Raw genomic sequence first — 22,033 nt, 5'->3', positions numbered from 1 at the left:
TTATATATTAATTTACTTATATTAATTATAATAACTCTATCGATCTACACTACATTGGTTATTATTTAGTTAAATAAATTTTGAATAAGTGATTAAATGGGAATATTGAAAAAAATCATAAAAAAGACCGAAAGCAAAATAGACCTTATCCAATACGAAGTCAAAGAGAAGTTCGGATTATTCGACAAGGTAATTATCTATCCTTACAGAGGGTACGGAAATCAAAACAGAGCAGTAATTCATGGCAGAATCTTAGAGAAAGAACCAATTATTCATGAAGAAAATGATCTTCCTGACTCTTTCTGGACAAATCTTAAAAAGACCTGGAAGCGTTATGAAAGTGACGAAATTCCTGGAGTAAGCTTAAAGGGGGAACTGTATGGTTATGAAGCTCACTGTACCAGTGATAATGAAGGTTATTTTTTTATGGAATTTAATGATCTTGAATCTACTTCACTGGTTAATGGCTGGCATGAGGTTAAATTAGAAATTACTGATATGCCTTTCGATCTGGAATATGATAGTACAGCTACTGGTGAAATATTGATCTGTGAACAGCAAAACCCTTTTGGTGTAATTTCAGATGTTGATGATACGATAATAGTTTCAGATGCCATGCATTCTATTAAGCGCATAATAACAATGATTTCTAATGATGCCCCATCTCGTACTCCGTTTGAAGGGGTTAGTGAGTTATATCACAAGTTAATCCATCACAATAAGAACCCTCTATTTTTTGTTTCAGGGAGTTCATACAACTTGTATGATATGCTAATTTCATTTTGTAACCATCATGATATTCCGAAAGCTCCATTTATTTTGAGAGATCTGGGAATTGATAAAGATCAATGGATACGTCAGGATTCAGAACCGTACAAAGTTTCAAATATTGAAAAGATATTTGAGATGTATCCCAGGTTAGAATTTATCCTAATTGGAGACAGTGGTCAGCACGACCCGGAAATTTATTTTAAAATTTATAAAAAATATCCAGACCGAATAAAGGCAATATACATAAGGCACGTTCATACCGAAGAACGAAGAAATGAAGTTTTGTCACTATCAAAGCAGGTTGATGTTCCTTTTCTTCTCATGGATAATTCTCAAATGGCAATCGATCATGCTAAGGAAAACGGTTGGATTTACTAGAATAGTGATAAACAAAAAGAGGGTGTCTGGGTTTTGATAAACAAGCATAAAATATTATAATTATATAAACCAATTTTACACTTATGATCAGGACAAATCAAATAATTCTAATATTTGCCTTCTTATTAATTGTTTCATCTTGTGGTCAGAAATCTGACGATTCAGGAAGCTTTGAAGAAACATCGGAAGAAGCTGCAGAAGATATGGCAGAGTCGATCGCCACAGAAGAAGTAACCTATGAAACTGATACGACCAGTATGGTAGGGTATATTGCTTACAACGAAAGTATTGAAGATAAAAGACCAGGTATCATTATCGTGCACGAGTGGTGGGGCCATAATGAATATGTTCGGGAAAGAGCTGATATGTTAGCTGGTTTAGGTTATACAGCAATGGCTATCGATATGTACGGAAATGGAAAGCAGGCAGCTCACCCGGAAGATGCTCAAAAGTTCTCGGGGATGGTAATGAGTAATATTGATGCTGCCCAAGCTCGTTTTAAAGCTGCTATGGACATGTTAAAAGATCATCATTCAGTTGATTCATCAAAAATAGCTGCAATTGGTTATTGTTTTGGTGGGAGTGTGGTTTTGACAATGGCTAATGCAGGAATGGACCTGGATGCTGTTGCTGCATTTCACAGTGGAGTTCAACTTCCAATCATGCCCAATGAAGATTTAACAGCAAAAGTCTTAGTTTGTAATGGAGCAGCTGATCCATTTGTGACGCCGGAATCTGTAGCCGCATTCACATCAGCAATGGATGAAATTAAGGCTGATTACAAGTATGTGGCCTATGAAGGTGCTAAACACGCTTTTACTAGCAAAGGCGCAGATTCTTTAGGTCAGAAATTTGAACTGCCTCTTGAGTATAATGCTGAAGCTGATGAACAATCTTGGGATGAACTACAGGAATTATTAAATGAAACGTTTAATTAAGAATACTTAATATAAAAAGAGAAAAAGAGGATTTCGTGGTCCTCTTTTTTTATATTTTTTCCCGATATTCATCATCGGCAAATGTATTTTCGATCTGTATGGTGGTGTGGTCAATCCCAAATTCATCCTTGAGCTTATTCCTTATTTCAAAGATATATTCATCATTACAGCCATCAGGAATAACCAAATGAGCTGTTAAAGCTGTTTCTGTGGTACTCATAGCCCATATGTGTAAATCATGGACTTCTTCAACATGGTCTAGTTCGGATAGCATTTTATGCACTTCCTCAATATTAATATTTCCGGGTACAGCATCTACAGCCAGTTTAATCGAATCAGATAATAGCTCCCAGGCACCGTAGAAAATAACCACTACTATGATTATACTTAAAGTAGGATCTACCCAGTATGCTCCGGTATGCTTCATTACGAGTCCTCCTATTAAAACTCCCAATGTAACTGCGGCATCTGCAGCCATATGGAGAAAAGCACCTTTAATGTTTAAGTCATCTCTTCCTTTCATAAAGAGCAAGGCAGTGCCGCTATTAACAATTAACCCGATTCCTGCAACGATCATTAAGGTATCCCCGGGTATTTCAACCGGAGATTTAAATTTCTGAATGGCATCATATAAAATAAAACCTGCTGCTCCAATAATGAGTAGTCCATTGAACATTGAGGCGAGTATGGTTGTTTTACGCAATCCAAAAGTGTATTTACCGGAGGGTTTTTTATCAGACACCCAAATAGCTGCCCAGGCAAGTATCAAACTAAAAACATCTGAGGCATTATGACCTGCATCAGCTAACAATGCAGAAGAATTTACTGTTAATCCATAGAAAGCTTCAACCCCTACGTAGACGGTATTTAATACAATGCCTATCGCAAAGGCTTTTCCAAAGCTTTTTGGAGTATGAGAATGACCATGACCGTGTCCCATGCCTTATAAATTCAACTTTTTTAAAGTACTTAATTTATAATTTAAATTACTACTCTTATAAGTTTAAAAATCAATGGTGATGTCCGCCTCCTTCACCTTTGTCCATCTCAGCAAGTAAATAATACGCATTGTTCCAGGCGAATTCCGCATCATCAGGAATAGTTTCCAAAGGTTTTATTTCTACCCATCCATTATTCTTAATTCCTGTTTTGACTTCAACAGGTTGATACTCCCATTCACCTGATCTTTTTCTTGCAATGAACACGATGTGATTATTACCTTTTCGCACAATAGCCTCTTCGGGAAGGGCAGTTGTTTCCTCATCACCGGTCAAAATTCGTCCTTTTACATACATTCCTGGAATTAGCAAACCTTCTTTGTTTTCTATTTCCGCATGTAAATGAATGGCTTTTGGATCCTGTTCAAATGTTTTTCCCACAGAATATACTTTTGCAGTTAATTCTCTCTGTATGGTTTCAACATTGAAGATTACTTTTTGCCCAATTTTAACTTTATGGACATCTTTTTCAAATACCATTAAATCTGCATGGATATGATCAATATTGACGATCTCAAACATCACTGCTTGTGGAGATACATATTGCCCGGTCATCACTTCTACACTTCGGATAGAACCTTTAATTGGGCTATAAACTGGAATTCTCTCATAAATGGTACCATTTTGAATACGTTTTAAGTTTAGTCCCAGTAATTTCATTTGAGCTTCATAACTTTTCACTAACGCATTAGTCGAATTATAATCGGCCTTTATTTTCTGATATTCTCTTCCGGAACCAACTTTTTCTTCATACAGGTTTTTTTGCCTGTTGTATTCATCTTCCAAATATTGAAGCTGATTCCATTTTTCCAGATATTGTGCCTGTACCTTAATCAGATCAGGGTGAGTTAGCCACGCTAATATTTCTCCTTTCTTAACTATATCTCCTTCAATTATCTCAATAGAGGTAATATTAGCACCGATAATCGCAGTGACCTTTGCTTCATTTTGAGGTGGTACTTTTAATTGACCATTCGATTCAACATAGTCTGACATATTTATCATTGGAAGCTTTCCTGTTTTCATTCCAAGCGCTTCCACTTGCTGATCAGATAAATGGACAACTTCTACTGAGTTTTCTTCATGTCCATGATGGTCTTCTTCTTCGGAAACAGCTGATTTGTCACTACACGAAATCAGGCCAACAATCGCTGTTATAAATATTATTGATCTATTTAAATACATTTTCATCTAATTTGAATCATTGATTAATTAAGAATTCCAGTTGATACCTGCTTTTAACATAATTGGAAAAAGATTTCCATGCATTGATTTCTATTTGCATGGCATCTTTAACATTCTGTAAGAAGGTAACGTAATTTATGGCTCCTTGCTCGTAAGCGATTGACGCCCCATTAATCTGTTCATTTGCAAGTTCGAGGGCTTCCTCCTGATAGTAATTCCATGAATTTTTCCACTTTAAGTATTCATTCAAGGAACTTTGATATTCTGCTTTTAGCTTAAGTCTGGTATGTGCCAGATGTTGTTCTGCTTTAAGTTTTTCTATTTTGGCTGACTGAACCCGCCCACTGTTTTCAATAAAAAACAAAGGGATTGACAAACCGATCTGATATTGGTAGAAACCAGACTGGTTATTTATTTCCTGAATACCGTATTGAAGGTTTAATTCAGGTAAATATTCAGAATTAGCCGTTTTGATCTTTTGATCTGCAAGGTTATTCTTTTGCTGGCTATATCTGAGGACAGGATGATCCTCTGAAATTTCACCGATTGACATGTTCGCTTCCAATTTTTCAGGTAGATTTTCATCAACAGTAAATAATGTATCACTGGCCATCCACAGATTGAATTTTGCCAGGGCTATTTTATAGTCATATAAAATTTGATCCTTTTGAATTTTAATCTGTTGAGTCTGGTTAACAGCCGCTAAATATTCAAGACGTGAGGTGGCTTCATTTTCATACCTCAACTTAGCAGCTCTTTCAAAATCTGAGAATACAGAATCCAGGTTTCTGTATAGCTGAAGATTCTTTTCGGCTGCAAACAGATGGCCATAGGCTGTTTTTACTTCACGTTCCAATTCAATCATATCTAATTCAAGTGCAGCTGCAGCTAATGCTATCTGTTCCTCCTGATATTTTGTTTTTGAAGGGACACCAAGTAAGTTAATATTCTGAATTTGGATACCCACTATTGTGTAGACTCCCTGACCTTCATCACCAATTTCTTCTCCATTTGTGAAAACGCGGGTATTACCTAAGTCCCAGGCAGTTTTTTTCAGGGCTTCCTGATTTTCTATTTCCAATCTGGAAGCTTGTATTTGAGGAAATTTACTTTTCGCTCTTTCAACAGCTTCTTCAATCGAAATTGTTTGTATAGAATCCTCTTCCTGAGCTATCAATGGCAATGATGAGATTATAAACACCAATATAAGTGACGATGATTTTGAAATATTTCCTTTTTTTAGTGTTCCTGTTTCAATGAATCTGTACAAAACAGGTAATACCAGTAAGGTTAATAAAGTAGCAGAGATCATTCCACCGATCACTACTGTTGCCAATGGCCTTTGTACTTCTGCACCAGCAGAAGCAGATAAAGCCATTGGTAAAAAACCCAGAATATCTGTCAGAGCAGTTAGCAAAATAGGCCTGATCCTTCTCTTAGATCCGACAAGAATTCGTTTATCCAGACTCATATCTTTATCATTTTTTAAATCATTCCAGGAACTGATTAGAACTAAGCCGTTTAATACAGCTACGCCAAATAATACAATAAATCCGATGCCAGCTGATATACTAAAAGGCATTCCCCGAAGTGCTAATGCAAATACACCACCTATGGCAGCCATCGGAATTGATAAATAGATCATAGCGGTTTGTTTTACTGATCCCAAAGCAAAATAGATTAATAGAAAAATGAGTCCGAGTGCCATTGGTACTACCAGCCGAAGCCTCTTTGTTGCTCTTTCCAGATTTTCAAATGCCCCGCCGTACCTGATATAATAACCGGCCGGAAGGTCTAATTGCTGATCGAGCTTAGTTTGAATTTCTTCAACCAATGATTTTACATCCCGGCCACGTACATTGATCCCAACATATACCCTGCGGTTAGTGTTGTCTCTACTGATCTGCATCGGACCTGGCTCATAACTTACTGAAGCTACTTCACGCAGTGGAATCTGATATCCGGAGGGTTGATTTATGTAAAGATTTTTCAGGTCATCAATACTTTCTCTATTTTCTTCACTTAGTCTGACAACAAGATCAAATCTTCTTTCCCCTTCGAAAATAACTCCTGCCGAAATACCTGCAAAAGCTGATTTTATTGTTTGGTTTACCTCTTCAATATTCAGTCCATATTGAGCGATTTTTGACCTGTTATAATTAACAGTCATTTGCGGAAGTCCGCTGGTGGCTTCCACGCGCATATCTCCAACTCCATCGATGGTAGATATAATCTGACCCATTTCCTCTGCTTTCGTGGCGAGAACACCCAGATCCTCACCAAAAAGTTTCACCGCAATATCTTCTCTCACCCCGGTAATCAGTTCATTGAATCTCATTTCTATCGGTTGAGTAAACTCATAATTGATCCCGGGAACAACACTGATTTTTTCTTTTATTTTGCTGATTAGTTCTTCTTTTGATTCAGCTGATTCCCATTCACTTTGAGGCTTAAGAATTACAAAACAATCGGCTATATCCATCGGCATCGGGTCCGTTGCAACATCAGCCACACCAAACCGGGAAATAGCATGTTCAATTTCAGGGAAATTTTCGAGTAAAATATTCTCTATTTGAGTGGAAGTTTTTACTGATTCATCCAGAGAGCTTCCCGGTCTCAATATTATGTGGAATGCGATATCTCCTTCATCCAATTGAGGGATAAACTCACCACCCATTCTGGTGAACGTTAGAATAGCACTTACCAATAGAAGAACAGAGATTCCGATTAGTACCAGAGAATGTTTGATGGTTTTTTGAAGTGTTGACTCATAAAAATTTTCTATGGATTGTATTATGCGATCGCCATAAGAAACCTTTTTCTGATCTTTAATTCGCAATACCAATGCAGACATCATCGGTACATAGGTCAGGCACAAAATCATTACACCCATCATGGCAAACATAAAAGTTAATGCCATGGGCTTGAACATTTTACCCTCAACACCTTCCAGAGCTAAAATTGGAATAAAGACTATAAGAATGATTAATTGACCAAAAAATGCCGCATTCATCATTTTACTAGAGGCCCGGTAGGCTACTTCATCTCTCTCTTTTTGATTTAAGTATTTCGTTTTAAATAACTTGTCATGAAAGATGAATACTGTTCCTTCTACAATAATTACTGCACCGTCGACGATAATACCAAAGTCTATTGCTCCCAGGCTCATCAGGTTAGCCCAGACGTCAAAAATATTCATCAAAATGAACGCAAAGAGTAATGATAAAGGAATGGTTGAAGCAACGATTAATCCACCACGCCAATTACCCAGTAGGAAGACAAGCACGAAGATCACGATAAGTGCTCCTTCAATCAGATTTCTACTGACAGTAGAAGTTGTATTGGAAATTAATTCACTTCTGTCAAGAAATGGTTCAATTGATACTCCCTTAGGTAACGATTTTTCTATTTCTTTCATTCGGGCTTTAACCGCATCGATTACCTCATTTGAATTGGCTCCCTTTAACATTAGGATCATTCCGCCAACTGCCTCTCCCTGACCATCTTTTGTTAACACACCATATCGTATAGAATGACCATATTTTACTGTGCTGATATCTCCAATAGTTATTGGTATATCATCTTTGGTGGTAACAGCTATCCTGCGTATTTCTTCAAGGCTTCTGATCAATCCTTCACCCCGAATAAAATTAGCCATATGATTTTTTTCAATATAGGCACCACCTGTGTTTTGATTGTTTTTCTGTAAGGCCTTATATACGTCTACAATTGATATACCCATAGCATTGAGTTCGTCAGGATCTATGGCTACCTCGTATTGCTTGATTTTTCCACCAAAACCATTGACTTCGACAACACCAGGAACCATGGCCATTTGTCTTTTAATGATCCAGTCCTGGATAGTCCTTAATTCCGTGATAGAGTAATCATCTTTGTATTCAGGTTCTACATCTAAAGTATATTGATAGATTTCACTCAAACCGGTTGAAATCGGCCCCATATACGGATTCCCAAAACCTTCTGGTATATTTTTCTTAACAGCGTCGAGTTTTTCACCCACTAACTGACGGGGCAGATAGGTTCCAAGGTCATCATCAAATACCAATGTTACGAGTGATAAACCAAACCTTGAAACTGATCTGATTTCTTTAACGCCTGGTATATTGGCCATTTCAATTTCGATAGGATAGGTAACAAACTGTTCTATATCCTCAGTGCCAAGATTTGGAGAACGGGTAATGATTTGTACCTGGTTATTGGTAATATCCGGTACCGCATCCACTGGCACCTTTGTCATGCTCCAAACGCCGGCAACTATCATTCCCAATGTCAATAAACCAATAATTAACTTATTATTGATTGAGAATGAGATGATCTTATTAATCATATATCATTTCATTAGAATTGAAAAATGTGAATTAATTAAACGTTAAATAACGATTAAAAAAGAAATAAACTGGAAAGGATACTATGATCTTGGAGGTTGAAGGGGGAGGCCTTTATATCCTTCAATAATCGAAGTTACATATATTGAATTTCCTGAAGAATTATACGCAGTTGCCTCTGCAATAAAATTAAATCCGTTAAAAACCAGATTGGTATGACAGCAATTACATACACATAAGGGTGAGCAGTTTTCACTGTCTTCAGCATGGTCATGATCATTAGAATTAACTACGATTTCCTCATCCTGATGCGAATCATGTTGATCATTGCAGGGAATGAATGAAATCGATATCATTATTATAGTTAATATGTAGGCGATCAGTTTCACTTCTTAAAGGTACAAAAAATTTAATGCAACCAGATTGCAAAATCAGGAACATGATAAACATATGCCTTTAAAGACCAGGTTAGCCGAATTGGAGATAAATCCTTTGGGTAGGGTGAGCTGAGGTATTCCGATATTTGTAATGCAATATGTACTAAGACATTTTTCGCAATGGAAATGCACATGCTGATCTTTTGAATCACAGGTACAACCTTCATCACAAAGGGCATATTTTATAGATCCACTGCCATCGTCTATACTATGAATTAGCTGGTTTTCCTCAAATTTTTTAAGGGTACGATATAGTGTCGCTTTATCTGAATTTTCCAGTTTAAGTTCCAATTCTGAAAGACTCATCGCCACTTCACTTTCATATAATTCTTTAAGAACTATTAGCCTCATGGCTGTGGGTCTGATATTTCGCTTTTTTAATCGATTTTCGAACATAATTAAGACACAAAATTAATTTATTGCTTTTATTATTTTGTGATTTAGGTCACCTAAAATGATTAATAAAGAGATTATCTTAATGCTATGAAAAAACTCGGATTGATCGGCGGCACTTCCTGGCATTCAACAATTGTTTATTATCGTGAAATTAATAAAGGGGTAGGGGAAATAATAGGTCATCAGGCAAATCCCGAGCTTATCTTATATAGTATCAATATTGAATTAATGAGGGAAATGGATAAAGATAAGATTCGTGCCAAATATCTCGATGTAGCTTATAAATTACAGGAAATGGGTGCTGAAGGAATTATTATCTGTGCTAACACCCCACATCTGGTATATGATTACGTTCAACCGAAAATTGATATACCAATTTTACATATTGGTGATGCGATTGGTAAAGAGGCTAAGAAAAGAGGTTTAAAAACTTTAGGTCTATTAGGTAATAAACCTACTATGACAGGAGATTTCATATCCGGTTATTTAAAAAAGAATTTTGATATAAATGTAATTATTCCCAATGGTCATTCACTTGAAAAAAGTCACTATTATGTATCAAAGGAGCTTACGCAGGGTGTTTTTTCAGATGAGGCAAGAACGTTTTATAATAATCAAATGTTGACATTAAAGGAAAATGGAGCCAATGGGATAATACTGGGCTGTACTGAATTGCCAATATTAATAAATCAGGAAGTTGATGACTTGATAACGATTTCATCGACTGATTTGCATATAAAGATGGCAATAGATTTTATATTAAGTTAAAGCAAATCATAATTGGGAGCTTTTATGAAAGGTAAAATTGTACTTTTTTTAAAGGATTAAACATAAAAAAAACCCGATTAGCTCGGGTTTTTTAAAGATTTTTTGTCCGGTTGATTACCAAACTTTCTTTGTTAGGTATTTACCAACTTCTTTTCCTGCTTTTGCGTATGCTTCAGAAATTCTCAATCCAGCATCGAAGTCATATCCCATTGCTCCTGCACCAGGTGCTTTTAAAACTTCCATCTCAGCAATCAATTCGTTGTTAGCATAAAATTCAATGCGTAGATCGATCATTGCAGATTTTCTCATTACACCAACATTCCAACCTGGTTCAGTGAAAGTTGTATATACTTTCATAGTAACAGGTGCTTCTCCTTTATGGTCTGCAGAAACATCTGATTTTTCAAGATACTTGTTAATAAGTTCTAAGAATTTAGGATGATATCTCTCTGCTCTGTCATTATACCAGTTTTCTTTCCATTCGTCACCTTTTCCTGGCTCATCTTCATTGTATTTGGTCACCTTTTCTTCGATATACTCTTCTTCATTATCGAACTTACCAACACTCATATCCTCATAATAGTATTCAATCTTGATTTGAGAATACTCTGTTAGCTTATCCAAGTCACCATCTACTTTGATTTTTTGTCCATATGCTGATAAACTAACTAGGAATGCTGTAAAAAATAAAAATGCTCTTAAAATTTTCATTGTGTTTAAAAAGTTTGTATTTCGGCGCAAATAAGAATATTCGTATTAAAAATCAAAAATTTTAATTAAAAATTGATCATTTAATTTCAGTGTTATTATTCCTTAATCATTGTTTAATACAATTTATTAATATTTAAAGCATTTTCAATCTATCAATTTTTGCTTTTTATAAATAGTGGGATTAATAATATTACAATTAAAATATTATTAATCCCTCTGTTAAATATATATTCGTATCCGTTAGATGTTGAGATATTTTTTTGTATTTTAATTAATATTTATCGAGTCAAATTAATTTTTCTGATTTCAATATTTAGTTGTATATCAAAGGATAATCTTAATAAATGCGAATCTCTAATAAAGGCTGGATTGTATTATCAACACTCGTATTAATCATACTTGCATTTATGTTTTATTTCCTTGTGTATGTAAAAAACAAGGAAAAAGAGATTATCGAAGATAATTACAGGGTACTAACACAAATGACTGATAATATAGATCAGGTATTAGAGGGTGTTAAGAGACAGGTTGAAACAAAAATAGTAGATAAGGGTGGTGGAGTTAGTTTCGATTCCATAGCGGTAGATTTTAATGCTGAAAGTTTAAAAGTGTTTGTGCCTGGTGATAGCTTATATAAAGAGTTTAGTTACCCGGATTTATTTAAAAATGACCTAATAGAACGTAAAGATGTTTTTGACTTTATCGCAATTTCACATTTTAAAGATGGTGCGTTGGAAGTTATTTACACAAATAGAAAAGGGGGGAGTATTTTGTCTTTTGGAGATACTATTACTCAAAAATCACAATTAAAAGAGGTCTTTCCTATTAATCTGGGAATATCTGAATTTCTTACCTTTAATACATCATTGCGAAAAGAGAGCAAAACCGAAGTAATTCTCACAGGATTTATTAGCCAGGAAAGAATGAATGATATGAAAAGACAGGTTTCTGTTTTTTTTCTGTCTTTGTCAATTATTATTACTGTATTTATTTTGATCGGATTACCATTGATCAAACTTAAAGTAATGAGCACCTTTGAAAGGTTATATATACGAGATGTTTCTATGACCGGTATCTCTTTGGTAGTAGGATCTTCTATTCTCGTAATCATGTTGATCTTTTTTATAAATAATTTCTATGAAATCAGAAGTCATGTTAAAGATGATCTCAAGAATTTGAATTCTGCCATTGCTAAAAGCTTTAAAAATGAACTAGATGTAGCAATTGATCAGATGATCAAATTAGACAAAATTGAAGAACTCAAATATTCTACTGAATTTGATATAAAAGAAGAACAACATCACTATAAAACATCACCTGCAAATCCAATCCTTAATGATAATTTTAATTATTTTAATTCCATATTCTGGGCAGATTCAAAGGGTAATTTATTAAAGCTGATCACATTTGAAAAAGATCCCAAAAAGATTCCAAACCTGAGTCACCGAAAATATGTTACCGGACCAATCACCGGTAAGGGTATTAAATATTCAGGAGGAAAAATTCCAGCATATATAGAATCTATAAGATCTGTTACCGATGGTAATTATGAAATTGGGATGGGAGCTAAAACTGTTAATGACACGTTACCAGTAATGGCAACCAGTTTTTCTTCAGCTACTGTTATGGAACCCGTTTTGAGAGAGGGGTATGGATTCTGCATTTTTAACTCTACTGGTAAAACAATATTACATTCAGAGATATCAAGAAATTTAAATGAAAACTTTTTATTAGAGACAGATAATCAACTTACCAGTTATATAGCAAGTTCAGATGAGCAGTTTTTAATAGTACCGTATCATAGAAGTGAATATTTTATTTACGTTCAGCCTCTTGAAAATTTTCAAAATTTATACCTGGCAACATTTGTAAGCCGAGATAATGTTAATACACCCAATACAATTGCATTAGCTGTCACTTTTATTTCACTTTTAGGGTATTTTGTATTGATATACTTAATATATGTGCTTATTAATTTCTTTACTAGAAATTCATTAAGACTTAAACAACAATTCTTTCTGTTTAACTGGTTAAGGCCGTTTATCAGTGATCCCGTAGCTTTTAGAAGAAATTTTATTTTTCTGATAATTATAAACTTGATTTCTTTAGTATTTATGATTTGTTTCTGGTTACTGGTGCCTGAAGCGGCATTACTGTTATATAATATTTTATTTATCAATCTATTAACAGTTTTAACTCATTATTTTATTTTATCTCCTCAGATGCCTTATCAAAAGAATTTGAATATTTCAAATAAGACCTATAGGCATATTTATTATAAAGTAATGGCCTTATTCATATTGATTTGGCTTGTAACAAAAATAAATATATACCGATCAATTGAATTTGAAAGTGGTGTTAAATTGATTTCTTTCGATGTGATACTTTCTTTATTTTTTCTAATAGCGTTCATATTAACTATCAGGTCGCGAGCATATAAGAAAAGGCAGATAAATATAAAGCAGAAATATAGTTTTAAGTTGTATTATCTGTTTTTAACTACATGTATGCTGATTATTTCTATTATCCCAACTCTTTCTTTTTATTCAGTATTTCAAAGTAAGGAGATATTAATTCAAAAACAATTTTCAAATCACAAGTATGAAAAGAGAAAGGCTAGTTGGGATGATAAAAAGATATCTCAATATGAATTAAATGATCCGGATAAAATAGGAGAAACCACTCTTCGTGATGTTGATGTTTTTATTGAAAATATGAAAGTTAACAGGTTGGATTATAAAAATCAGGATTCATCTTGGGTAAATCAAAATACTTCAGATTTATTTCAACCTCATTTTAGTAATATATTCAATCAGCTTTATAAAATTATACGAATAAAGTTTAATGAATACTCTTCTGTTACCACTGCTTTTACCGGGAAAAACAGTATTGTTTCAAGTTCCAAATCAGACGTGAAAGGAATTACATTTTCGGGGTTTATATCTAGCTTTGGAAATAGTGCTTTAATAATAATTAGTGGTATTATAATTATAGTATTTTTTATACATAACCTTAATCATTTTGCCTGCTTGAAAATATTCGGCCTGGATTTTAAGAATTATGCTGATAACCTGGTGCCCAGGCAAAAATTAGGATATGTAGCAGAAAGATTGAAGGTATTATTTAATCAAAACACACCTGGTCCCAATTCATTTAATAATACCATGCTAACTGGAGTCAATGCTTCACATATTTTTGAAATTAGAAATAATTTTAAAAGTTGGAAGAATGATGAATTCTATTGCCTTGATTTTCTGGAATTGAAAAATTTAAATCTCGATCCTTTAACCCTAAAACTTAATGCTGAATCTTTATCATTATTCTTTAAAGAAGATGCGAAAAGAACAAAAAGCCTTGAGTTAACTCTAGATGAAAAAACAGGGGATCAGGACAATTGGATTATGATTTTCATAGAGCATTTTGAGTTTGGATATAATGATTTGGAATTTAACAAAATCAAATTGCGAATTTTGGAAAGGCTTGTCGATAACCCTAACATCCGTGTTATTATATCTTCTGAAATTAGTCCTGCTAAGATATATGACTTTTATGAGGGGTCGATTAGAAGATTAGAAGGTTCGATCAAGAAAGGAGATGATGCATTTATTGAGAAGCGAAATGAAATAGCCCGTTATAAAATTGATTATAAAATGTGGCTGCATCTTCTTGGAGGATTTTACCGGTTGACAATTCCTTTTGAGTATAATTCACAATTTGAATCAAACAACAAATTATTAAAGGCTGAACTCGATCATGGTAGATATTTGTTTAAAATAAATGAAGCTTTTAAAAAAGGTCCTTTGAACAATGATATTTCTCCCGAACATCAAATATTGTTAATCCAGGAGATAGCCTATCCGTACTATTTTTCTATTTGGAATTCACTCACTAAGGAAGAACGATACACCGTCTATGATATAGCAAAAGACAAATTTGTCAATACAAATAACGTGGATGGAATAATAGATCTCTTGCATAAAGGAGTTTTAGTTTATGATCATTCACTCAGATTAATGAATGAAAGCTTTACAAACTTTGTTTTATCTAAGGTAGATAGCGATGAAGCCCTTGCAAGAGAGCTGGAAAAACGTAAAGGAGGATTGTGGAGTACTACTTCAACTGTATTATTTCTGGTTGTAATCAGTTTAATAGTTTTCATAAGCTTTGGAGAGGTTAGTTTTCTCAATGACATCAATGCATTGATCGGATCATTAGCTGCTGTATTTACTTTGATTTTAAGGATAGGAGGGATATTTACCTTTGGGAAACCCAATGGATAATAACTGAATCCTTATCTTTGAAAAATGAAACCTGCATCATTAGCCCAAATAAAAAAAGAATTAATAACCCGGGACCCACAAGAATTATTTGAAATTTGCCTTCGGTTAGCCCGATTTAAAAAGGATAACAAAGAGCTCTTAACCTATTTGCTTTTTGAAGCAGCTGACGAACAGGGATATATTAATCTGATAAAGGAAACGATCGATGATGAGATCTCGGAGATAAACAGATCGCATATTTATTATGCTAAAAAAAGTCTCAGGAAAATCCAGCGAAACCTCAACAAGTACGTTAGATATTCTGGGAATAAGCAAACCGAGATAGAGATACTCATTTATTTTGCAAAATCAATCAAAGACTCCGGGTTGGATATCAGAGGGTATACAGCCCTGTTCAATATGTATGAGCGTCTATTGGTAAGAATCAATAAAGTAAAGAAAAAGCTTCATGAGGATCTACAGGCCGATTACCAGGTAGAGATTGATGAACTGGTAAGTATTTGATCAGATATTTTTTGATTTGATGTATGGTTTTCTGATCTTTGTCAGGATTTTTTGAGTTATTATTTTTTTGATTATCAACCAATAGAATGAATAGGGCGAAATTATTACTAATAGGATTTTATACTCTTATATTTTCTTTTTCAATTAATGCACAATGGAAGGAGATAGGGAGGATAAATGATGAATTTGCTATTACAGAATTAAAATTCATTAATGATCAACTGGGATTTGCAGCAAGTCATGAGGGGGTATATAAGACTATTGATGGTGGTATTAATTGGGATTTAATACCTTATTTTCCGGAGAGAACTTCACCATGGTATACCGATACAAGCTATTATTCTACTACAAATCGTTTTAAATTTGAATTTCTAAATGATTCTATAGGTTTTATATATGGAAGACTTGGTAAATATGATGCTGAAGTTATTTTTAAAACTAATGATGCCGGAAAAACTTTGGAAAGAGTACACTATAAAAGAGCTGAAAACCAACCTTCTTATATAATAACTAACATAAATGATCTTGAAATACTATCAAAAGATTCGATTATTGCTGTTGGTGAAGATGGAATAATATTAACTTCTTTAGATGGTGGAGAAACCTGGGACAGGAAATTACATATTTTGCGAAAAGATTTAAATTCGATTGAGTTTTATAACGATAAAATCGGATATATCGGAGGAGATAAATGTTTACTAAAAACTGAAGATGGAGGCCATAGTTGGGTCAAAAATTATTTTCCTGGAGAAGCAACTGATATTTCTTTAATAAATAAAGATGAAATGATTATTCTGGGGGAATATGAATTTTATTCATCCTATGGAATATATAAAGCAAGTTTATCAGGTAATGGTGGTATCAATTCCTCATTTATTAAACCTTTTGGGTTTTTTGATGAAATATTCTTCATAAATTCTTCCTTGATTTATATCGATGGGTCAGCAGGTATTTTAAAGTTAGAAAAGGATTTATCTTATTCTATTTCAAATTATGATGTAGAAACTTCTGGTAAAATCAGAGGTAGATCTTCTGTGATTTCTGAAAATACAGCATTTAAGGTATTTGGTGATTTTAAGTTGTTTAAGAACGAAAATTTATCCTTTGAACAGCCTGAGCACCCTGTTGTAATTGATAGTCTCTCAAAAGACACTGTTTACTACCAAAATGCTATTTTTGCTTATGGAAAAAACTTCTCTTCAATTACAAATATTGATGTGGGGGGCAAATTGCCGTTATATGAGATATATGATGATGGCTTATTAGAAATTAGAATTCCATATGATGTAGATTCAAATTTTATAAATTTTCATTGGGGTGATTCGACTACAAGTTATCCTTTATACGTTAAAGACTTTGTAAAATTAGAATATTCTTATTTTGATAGTGAATTATTTTATGATCACAATTATTCTTTCAAAGGACAGAATTTAGATAGTATTCATCATGTTGAAATAACTCAAATTAATACAAATGAATTTAAAGATTATGAGATAATAGGAGATTCTATTTTCAACTTTTCTATACCCAGAAATGATTACAGCTATTATGCAAAATTAACCTTTTATGACGTAAATAATGTACAAGTGACTACGCTCACCTTAAGGATGTCATCTCTTCCTGTTATTTCTCGTGTACAGGGTTTTTTTTATGATCCGTATCATCTTAATTATAATACTTTAGAAAAAGACTATTTCCAGGATTACCATGCCAGTTATGGCAGTTATGTGGAAATAAAAGGAGAACATTTTAAGAATATTAAGAAAGTATTAATAGGAGATCAAAATGTTTCCTATTCACTTCAATCTGAAAATGAAATTCTTTTAACAATTCCAGAAAACACAAAATCAGGTTTAGTTAAAATAATTACCAAATCCGGAATTGTTATCAATTCGAAAGAAAAGTTAATAATTAATCCTCCCCCAAATATTGATTATATTTTTAATTTAAACCCCATTTCTGGAGATACTATTATTGCATTTGGTGAAAGGCTCATAGAAACAGGGTACCGGGCTAAAGCACTGATAGGGTCTACCAATCCCGATCCTTATTATGAGGGTCAAAATGAAATGATAATAGATAATAACCCTTCTAAGTTATCAATATTCTATCAATCCGGTTCAGGGAAATTGTATCATACAAATTACTATGGCGAAACGATCTCTGATAGTATAATTAATAGTTCTCGCGAAATTCAACCCAAGCGTTTCTATCTTTCCAGTGTCGAACCAGCAGTTTGGAGTCCGGACTCTTATGTTAATATTAAAGGTAGCTTTGGATCGGAATTAGATTCTATTAGATTAAATAATACTACGATAGTTGATTTTGGTAATAGTTTTCCCGGTTATATTTATGATAAATACAACAACTTCCGATATTTAGTAGAAGAAGGGTTGCAAAGTGGAGTTCTTAAATTTTATTATGGTGATTCTGTTTATTATACGAGTGATACTATTACCTATTTTAATAAGCCTGTACCTGTAATAGAATCAGCATCAACTTATACAGTAAATTCTGGATCTATAGTATATTTAACAGGATCACATTTAAGTCTAATTGATAGTATTCTAGTTGGAGAACAGAATGCATTATTTACCACGGAGCATTATAATAAATATAAAATCTTAATACCATCCGGTTTAAAAGATGGCAAGGTTTCATATTATGGAAACGGAGAACAATTTCAATGGGATAAAGAATTTAAGATTGTAAATAATAGTTTACTTGATGTTAGTATTACAGGAGTAGATTATGATTCTAGTTTCATTGTCTATGGTAAAAATTTCGATAAAATTGATAATGTAATTATTGAAGGTATTGAGGTTAGTAATTACCAAATTCTAGGTAATGACAAGCTAATATTTGATTTGCCTAATGTTCTATATAAGAATATTAATAGACCGGTTTTATCTCTGATTTTTGGTGATAAATCAGTCCAAGCTGAGCTAATGAGATTTAATGGCAGAGATTGGTACAATTTAAACATTGATAGTATAAGTACAACCAGGGCTTCTTATTCTAGTAATTTTGATATTTATGTAAGTGCTGAGGACAAAAATAAGGATATATTTAAAAATATATATATCGGAAATAGATCTTATGACTTTACTGTTAATGAAGTAGATTCATTAGGTATACTGCAGGTTACAGTGCAGATTCCTGATTTTGATGAGACGATAAAATCAGGCTTTATTTCTATAGAAGACTTCAAAGGCACCACGGAGACTGATATATACCTTGATATAATAGATCAGTATTGTGAGCAACAAGGACTTTTATATAATCCTGAATTACAAGTGGGTATATCTAAAGTCCGGTTAGGCAACTTTGAAAAGTTAAACGAAGCCAGTTGTAAACTGTATAGGGACTTAAAATCGCAGCCAATTAATGTATCTGCAGGACATAAGTTGCCATTAGAGGTTTGGAAGTCTAATTGTAGTGCACCAATAGAAGATTTTTGGACTTTTGTAGTTATAGACTGGAATGGCGATGGTCAGTTTAGTGAAAATGAAATTGTCTTGAAGTCTAATTTACCGAAGATGTCTTATTTTAATTTGACTGTACCTGAAACAGTTAATGCAGGGGATTCAATTTTAATGAGAGTCCTTGTGTCTAAAAGCCATGAACTTGCTAATTCGTGGATCGATGACACTGAGGCATGTGGTGAAATAGGCCAAATTGTGGTCAATGATTATACATTAGTTATTAAACAATTAAATGAACCTTCAGTAGATGACTTCTATCCAAAAAACGTAAGTGATAGCGCAATAATATATGTAAATGGAAATGGGTTTGAATCTCTAAATAGTATTTCGCTGAATAACCTTAATATTCCAATAGAGCAACAATCAGATCATTTTCTGAAACTAAGAATTCCCGAAAATTCATCTACCGGTAAATTAATTTTTGAGTTTAGTGAGGGTATTGTGGAAACTAAAGACTCACTTATTGTTGATGGTCCTTATGGAGCTATCGAACCTATAAAAGATTATCAGTATTATGGGCCAGCTTATTTATTAGAAGGGATTTATTATGAATTAATGGATACTTTAATAAATGATGTTTTTGATATAACTGTGGCTGGTAAAGCAGTGGCTTTTGACAGAACGATACCATTGGCTAGAAGATACTGGTCTTTTCAAAAAGGGCAAATGGCCGGTGAACTACAAATATATACTAAGGGAAAAAATAATGGGATAATTGGTCTTCAATCTTCGGGCCTTAGAATTATAGAAAATCAAGACATGTATGGATATTGGGGTGATACTGTTTATCTGGATATAGAATCCTATACTCCAGTCAAATCTTTATCTTTGGATAGTAATGCAGTCGATTTTAAACAATTATCTGAGTTTGAATTATATTTTATAGTACCTGATAAATCTGATACTTCCAGAATTATAATTGAAAATCAAGATTCAAAATATATTACATCTTTTAAATTTATAGCCCGTAAACCTGAACCATTAGTAAATACTGAGAACTTGTTGAAGGATGATTTATTGTCTAGTATCCAGATTAATGGCCAGAAATTTACAGAATTTGATACCTCTGGAATAACAGATTTTTCTTCGATACCTGTTGATATCTATGCAGGGTGGGATAATGTAATAATTATCGATAGTAAGGATTCTATTTATACTCAAGTAATTTCGCATTATTTAAATACTTTCGGGTATTCAAACTTTTTTAAGGAAAAAGTAAATAAAAATTCCTATGATATCGGGAGGGAATTTGAAGGGATTATTCGTGTGGCCAGAAAATCTTCACCAGCTATTTATCACGAGTTGAAATTTAAGTTTAAACTTTCCATACCGGAGTATGAACCTATAGTAGTTGATAGTTTAAATCTTGATTTTGATTATTACTTGGATTGTAATAATCATGTAGTTGCCTTTGAGCACAATCAAAATGATATTGAGGGAATATCCTGGGAATGGGATTTTGGTGATGGTAACTCTAGTGTTAAATCTGCACCGGTGCATGAATATGCTTCTTCCGGAAATTTTTCTGTTAGATTAAACGCAATATATGGTAGTGATACTTTTTCAATTACTAAAAACATTTATTTAGGAGACCAAATTGCCAAGCCAGTTATTATAGCTACGAATAATGAGGTGTTGGTTTGTGAAAATGAAGAGGTGAACTTAAAACTTGATAAAAATTATAATTTTTATCAGTGGAACACAGGGTCAAATGAGAGTGAGATTATTGCTGACAGAAATGCAAAATATACTGTTCGTGTATCAATGGATGGTGTTTGCTGGAGTGAATATGCCGATTTTGTAACTGTAAACAAGGCACCACTACCCGAGAAACCAATATTGGATAAAACTGGTGATTTGCAGGTATGTGACAATGAATATGTGAAAATAAATATTGAAAATTCATATAGTGATGTGTACTATCCTGATTTTCATTTTTATACAGAATGGGTTTACCCGGGAGATGTGGGATATACTAAAATAAGGTCAATGCCAGTAAATTGGGATGGTGAATATAAAGTCAGGGTTTCATTTAATGAAGGTTGTTGGAGTGAGTATTCAGACCCGGTTGTCGCTGAAAAATTGAAAACACCACTTATTCCTGAATTAGATAAGGAAGGAACGAAAAGATTATGTGAAAATGAAGAACTTCAATTATCATTAGATTCAAATTATGTAATTGAATCAGGCCAAATATTTGAATGGAATAATGGAGAAACCTCTAATGCAATTATTGTTTCAGATACTGGAGAATATAAAGTGAGGTCTTCATTTAGTAATGGCTGCTGGACTAATTATTCTCAACCTTTCACCATAAACTATTTGCTAAGCGCCCCAATACCAGTTTTAATTAAAAATGGAGATTCCCTGCTTATTGATCTGAATAGTATTACGGATAACGTTTATTATTCTCCAAAATTTAACTGGTACAAGAATAATAATCTAATTGAAAACGAATCGAATCCAGTATTAGAAATTAGTGAAGGAGGGTATTACTCAGGTGAAATTCAATACTTAAATGGTTGTTTTGGAAGATCGGATGAAATCTTTGTTGATTATAATTTAAACAATTCCATCATTTATCCGAATCCTGCTTCTGAAGACTTTATAACCTTTAAGGAGGTTGAAGAAAATAGTTTGGTGGCAATCTTAGACGAATCTGGCAAGATCGTAATGCAAACTAACCTTAAAAACTTTACACTTGATATTACTTCACTAAATCCGGGAGTTTATTCAGTGAGGTGTGAAGTAAATGGTGAGATTGTTATTTTGAGATTTATTCGATTGTAAAATTATGGGACACGAAAAAAGGCGCTGAATTCAGCGCCTTTATTAT

General features: G+C 33.5%; 12 protein-coding genes. 6 read left to right on the top strand and 6 right to left on the bottom strand.

The annotated features are described in order from the left end of the window. Positions 1-105 precede the first annotated feature (105 nt). Positions 106-1,149, top strand: coding sequence for an App1 family protein phosphatidate phosphatase (locus tag OO013_RS09920; protein WP_266056649.1), 1,044 nt, complete (start codon positions 106-108; stop codon positions 1,147-1,149). Between the two features lie 83 nt (positions 1,150-1,232). After that, complete coding sequence (locus OO013_RS09915; protein WP_266056648.1) at positions 1,233-2,087, top strand: dienelactone hydrolase family protein; 855 nt, start codon at positions 1,233-1,235, stop codon at positions 2,085-2,087. Positions 2,088-2,136: 49 nt separating this feature from the next. On the opposite strand, the gene OO013_RS09910 is transcribed toward OO013_RS09915, so the two are convergent. The 5 genes from OO013_RS09910 to OO013_RS09890 all read right to left on the bottom strand — a co-directional run bounded on the left by OO013_RS09910 (position 2,137) and on the right by OO013_RS09890 (position 9,449). Then, positions 2,137-3,027, bottom strand: a complete 891-nt coding sequence (locus OO013_RS09910) for a cation diffusion facilitator family transporter (RefSeq protein WP_266056647.1) — start codon at positions 3,025-3,027, stop codon at positions 2,137-2,139. 70 nt (positions 3,028-3,097) lie between these two features. Then, positions 3,098-4,270 (bottom strand): efflux RND transporter periplasmic adaptor subunit, encoded by a 1,173-nt coding sequence (locus OO013_RS09905; protein WP_266056646.1) that lies wholly within the window; start codon positions 4,268-4,270, stop codon positions 3,098-3,100. Positions 4,271-4,286: 16 nt separating this feature from the next. Then, entirely contained in the window at positions 4,287-8,618 is a 4,332-nt protein-coding gene (locus OO013_RS09900; RefSeq protein WP_266056645.1) for a CusA/CzcA family heavy metal efflux RND transporter, read from the bottom strand. Positions 8,619-8,699: 81 nt separating this feature from the next. After that, positions 8,700-9,005, bottom strand: coding sequence for a DUF6660 family protein (locus OO013_RS09895; RefSeq protein ID WP_369414886.1), 306 nt, complete (start codon positions 9,003-9,005; stop codon positions 8,700-8,702). A gap of 42 nt (positions 9,006-9,047) precedes the next feature. Further along, positions 9,048-9,449, bottom strand: a complete 402-nt coding sequence (locus tag OO013_RS09890) for a Fur family transcriptional regulator (protein WP_266056643.1) — start codon at positions 9,447-9,449, stop codon at positions 9,048-9,050. 87 nt (positions 9,450-9,536) lie between these two features. Here OO013_RS09890 and OO013_RS09885 point away from each other — a divergent pair, with 87 nt between their 5' ends. Next, complete coding sequence (locus OO013_RS09885) at positions 9,537-10,217, top strand: aspartate/glutamate racemase family protein (RefSeq protein ID WP_266056642.1); 681 nt, start codon at positions 9,537-9,539, stop codon at positions 10,215-10,217. 114 nt (positions 10,218-10,331) lie between these two features. Here OO013_RS09885 and OO013_RS09880 read toward each other — a convergent pair whose 3' ends face one another. After that, the gene (locus tag OO013_RS09880) at positions 10,332-10,928 is read right to left on the bottom strand and encodes a hypothetical protein (protein WP_266056641.1); all 597 of its coding nucleotides are present in this window, start codon (positions 10,926-10,928) and stop codon (positions 10,332-10,334) included. 344 nt (positions 10,929-11,272) lie between these two features. Here OO013_RS09880 and OO013_RS09875 point away from each other — a divergent pair, with 344 nt between their 5' ends. The 3 genes from OO013_RS09875 (at position 11,273) to OO013_RS09865 (ending at position 21,987) form a co-directional block, all read left to right on the top strand. Continuing rightward, a complete protein-coding gene (locus tag OO013_RS09875; RefSeq protein ID WP_266056640.1) occupies positions 11,273-15,208 on the top strand; it encodes a cache domain-containing protein in 3,936 nt (1,311 codons plus the stop codon). Positions 15,209-15,232: 24 nt separating this feature from the next. Next, positions 15,233-15,712 (top strand): hypothetical protein, encoded by a 480-nt coding sequence (locus tag OO013_RS09870; RefSeq protein ID WP_266056639.1) that lies wholly within the window; start codon positions 15,233-15,235, stop codon positions 15,710-15,712. Between the two features lie 86 nt (positions 15,713-15,798). Further along, positions 15,799-21,987: a YCF48-related protein gene (locus OO013_RS09865; protein ID WP_266056638.1), complete on the top strand. Its 6,189-nt coding sequence runs from the start codon at positions 15,799-15,801 to the stop codon at positions 21,985-21,987. The last annotated feature ends 46 nt before the right edge of the window (positions 21,988-22,033 follow it).

This window comes from Mangrovivirga halotolerans (assembly GCF_026241165.1).
GTDB classification, from domain to species: domain Bacteria; phylum Bacteroidota; class Bacteroidia; order Cytophagales; family Cyclobacteriaceae; genus Mangrovivirga; species Mangrovivirga halotolerans.
The sequence above is the reverse complement of the archived record's forward strand: the minus strand, read 5'-3'. Positions and strand labels throughout refer to the sequence as shown.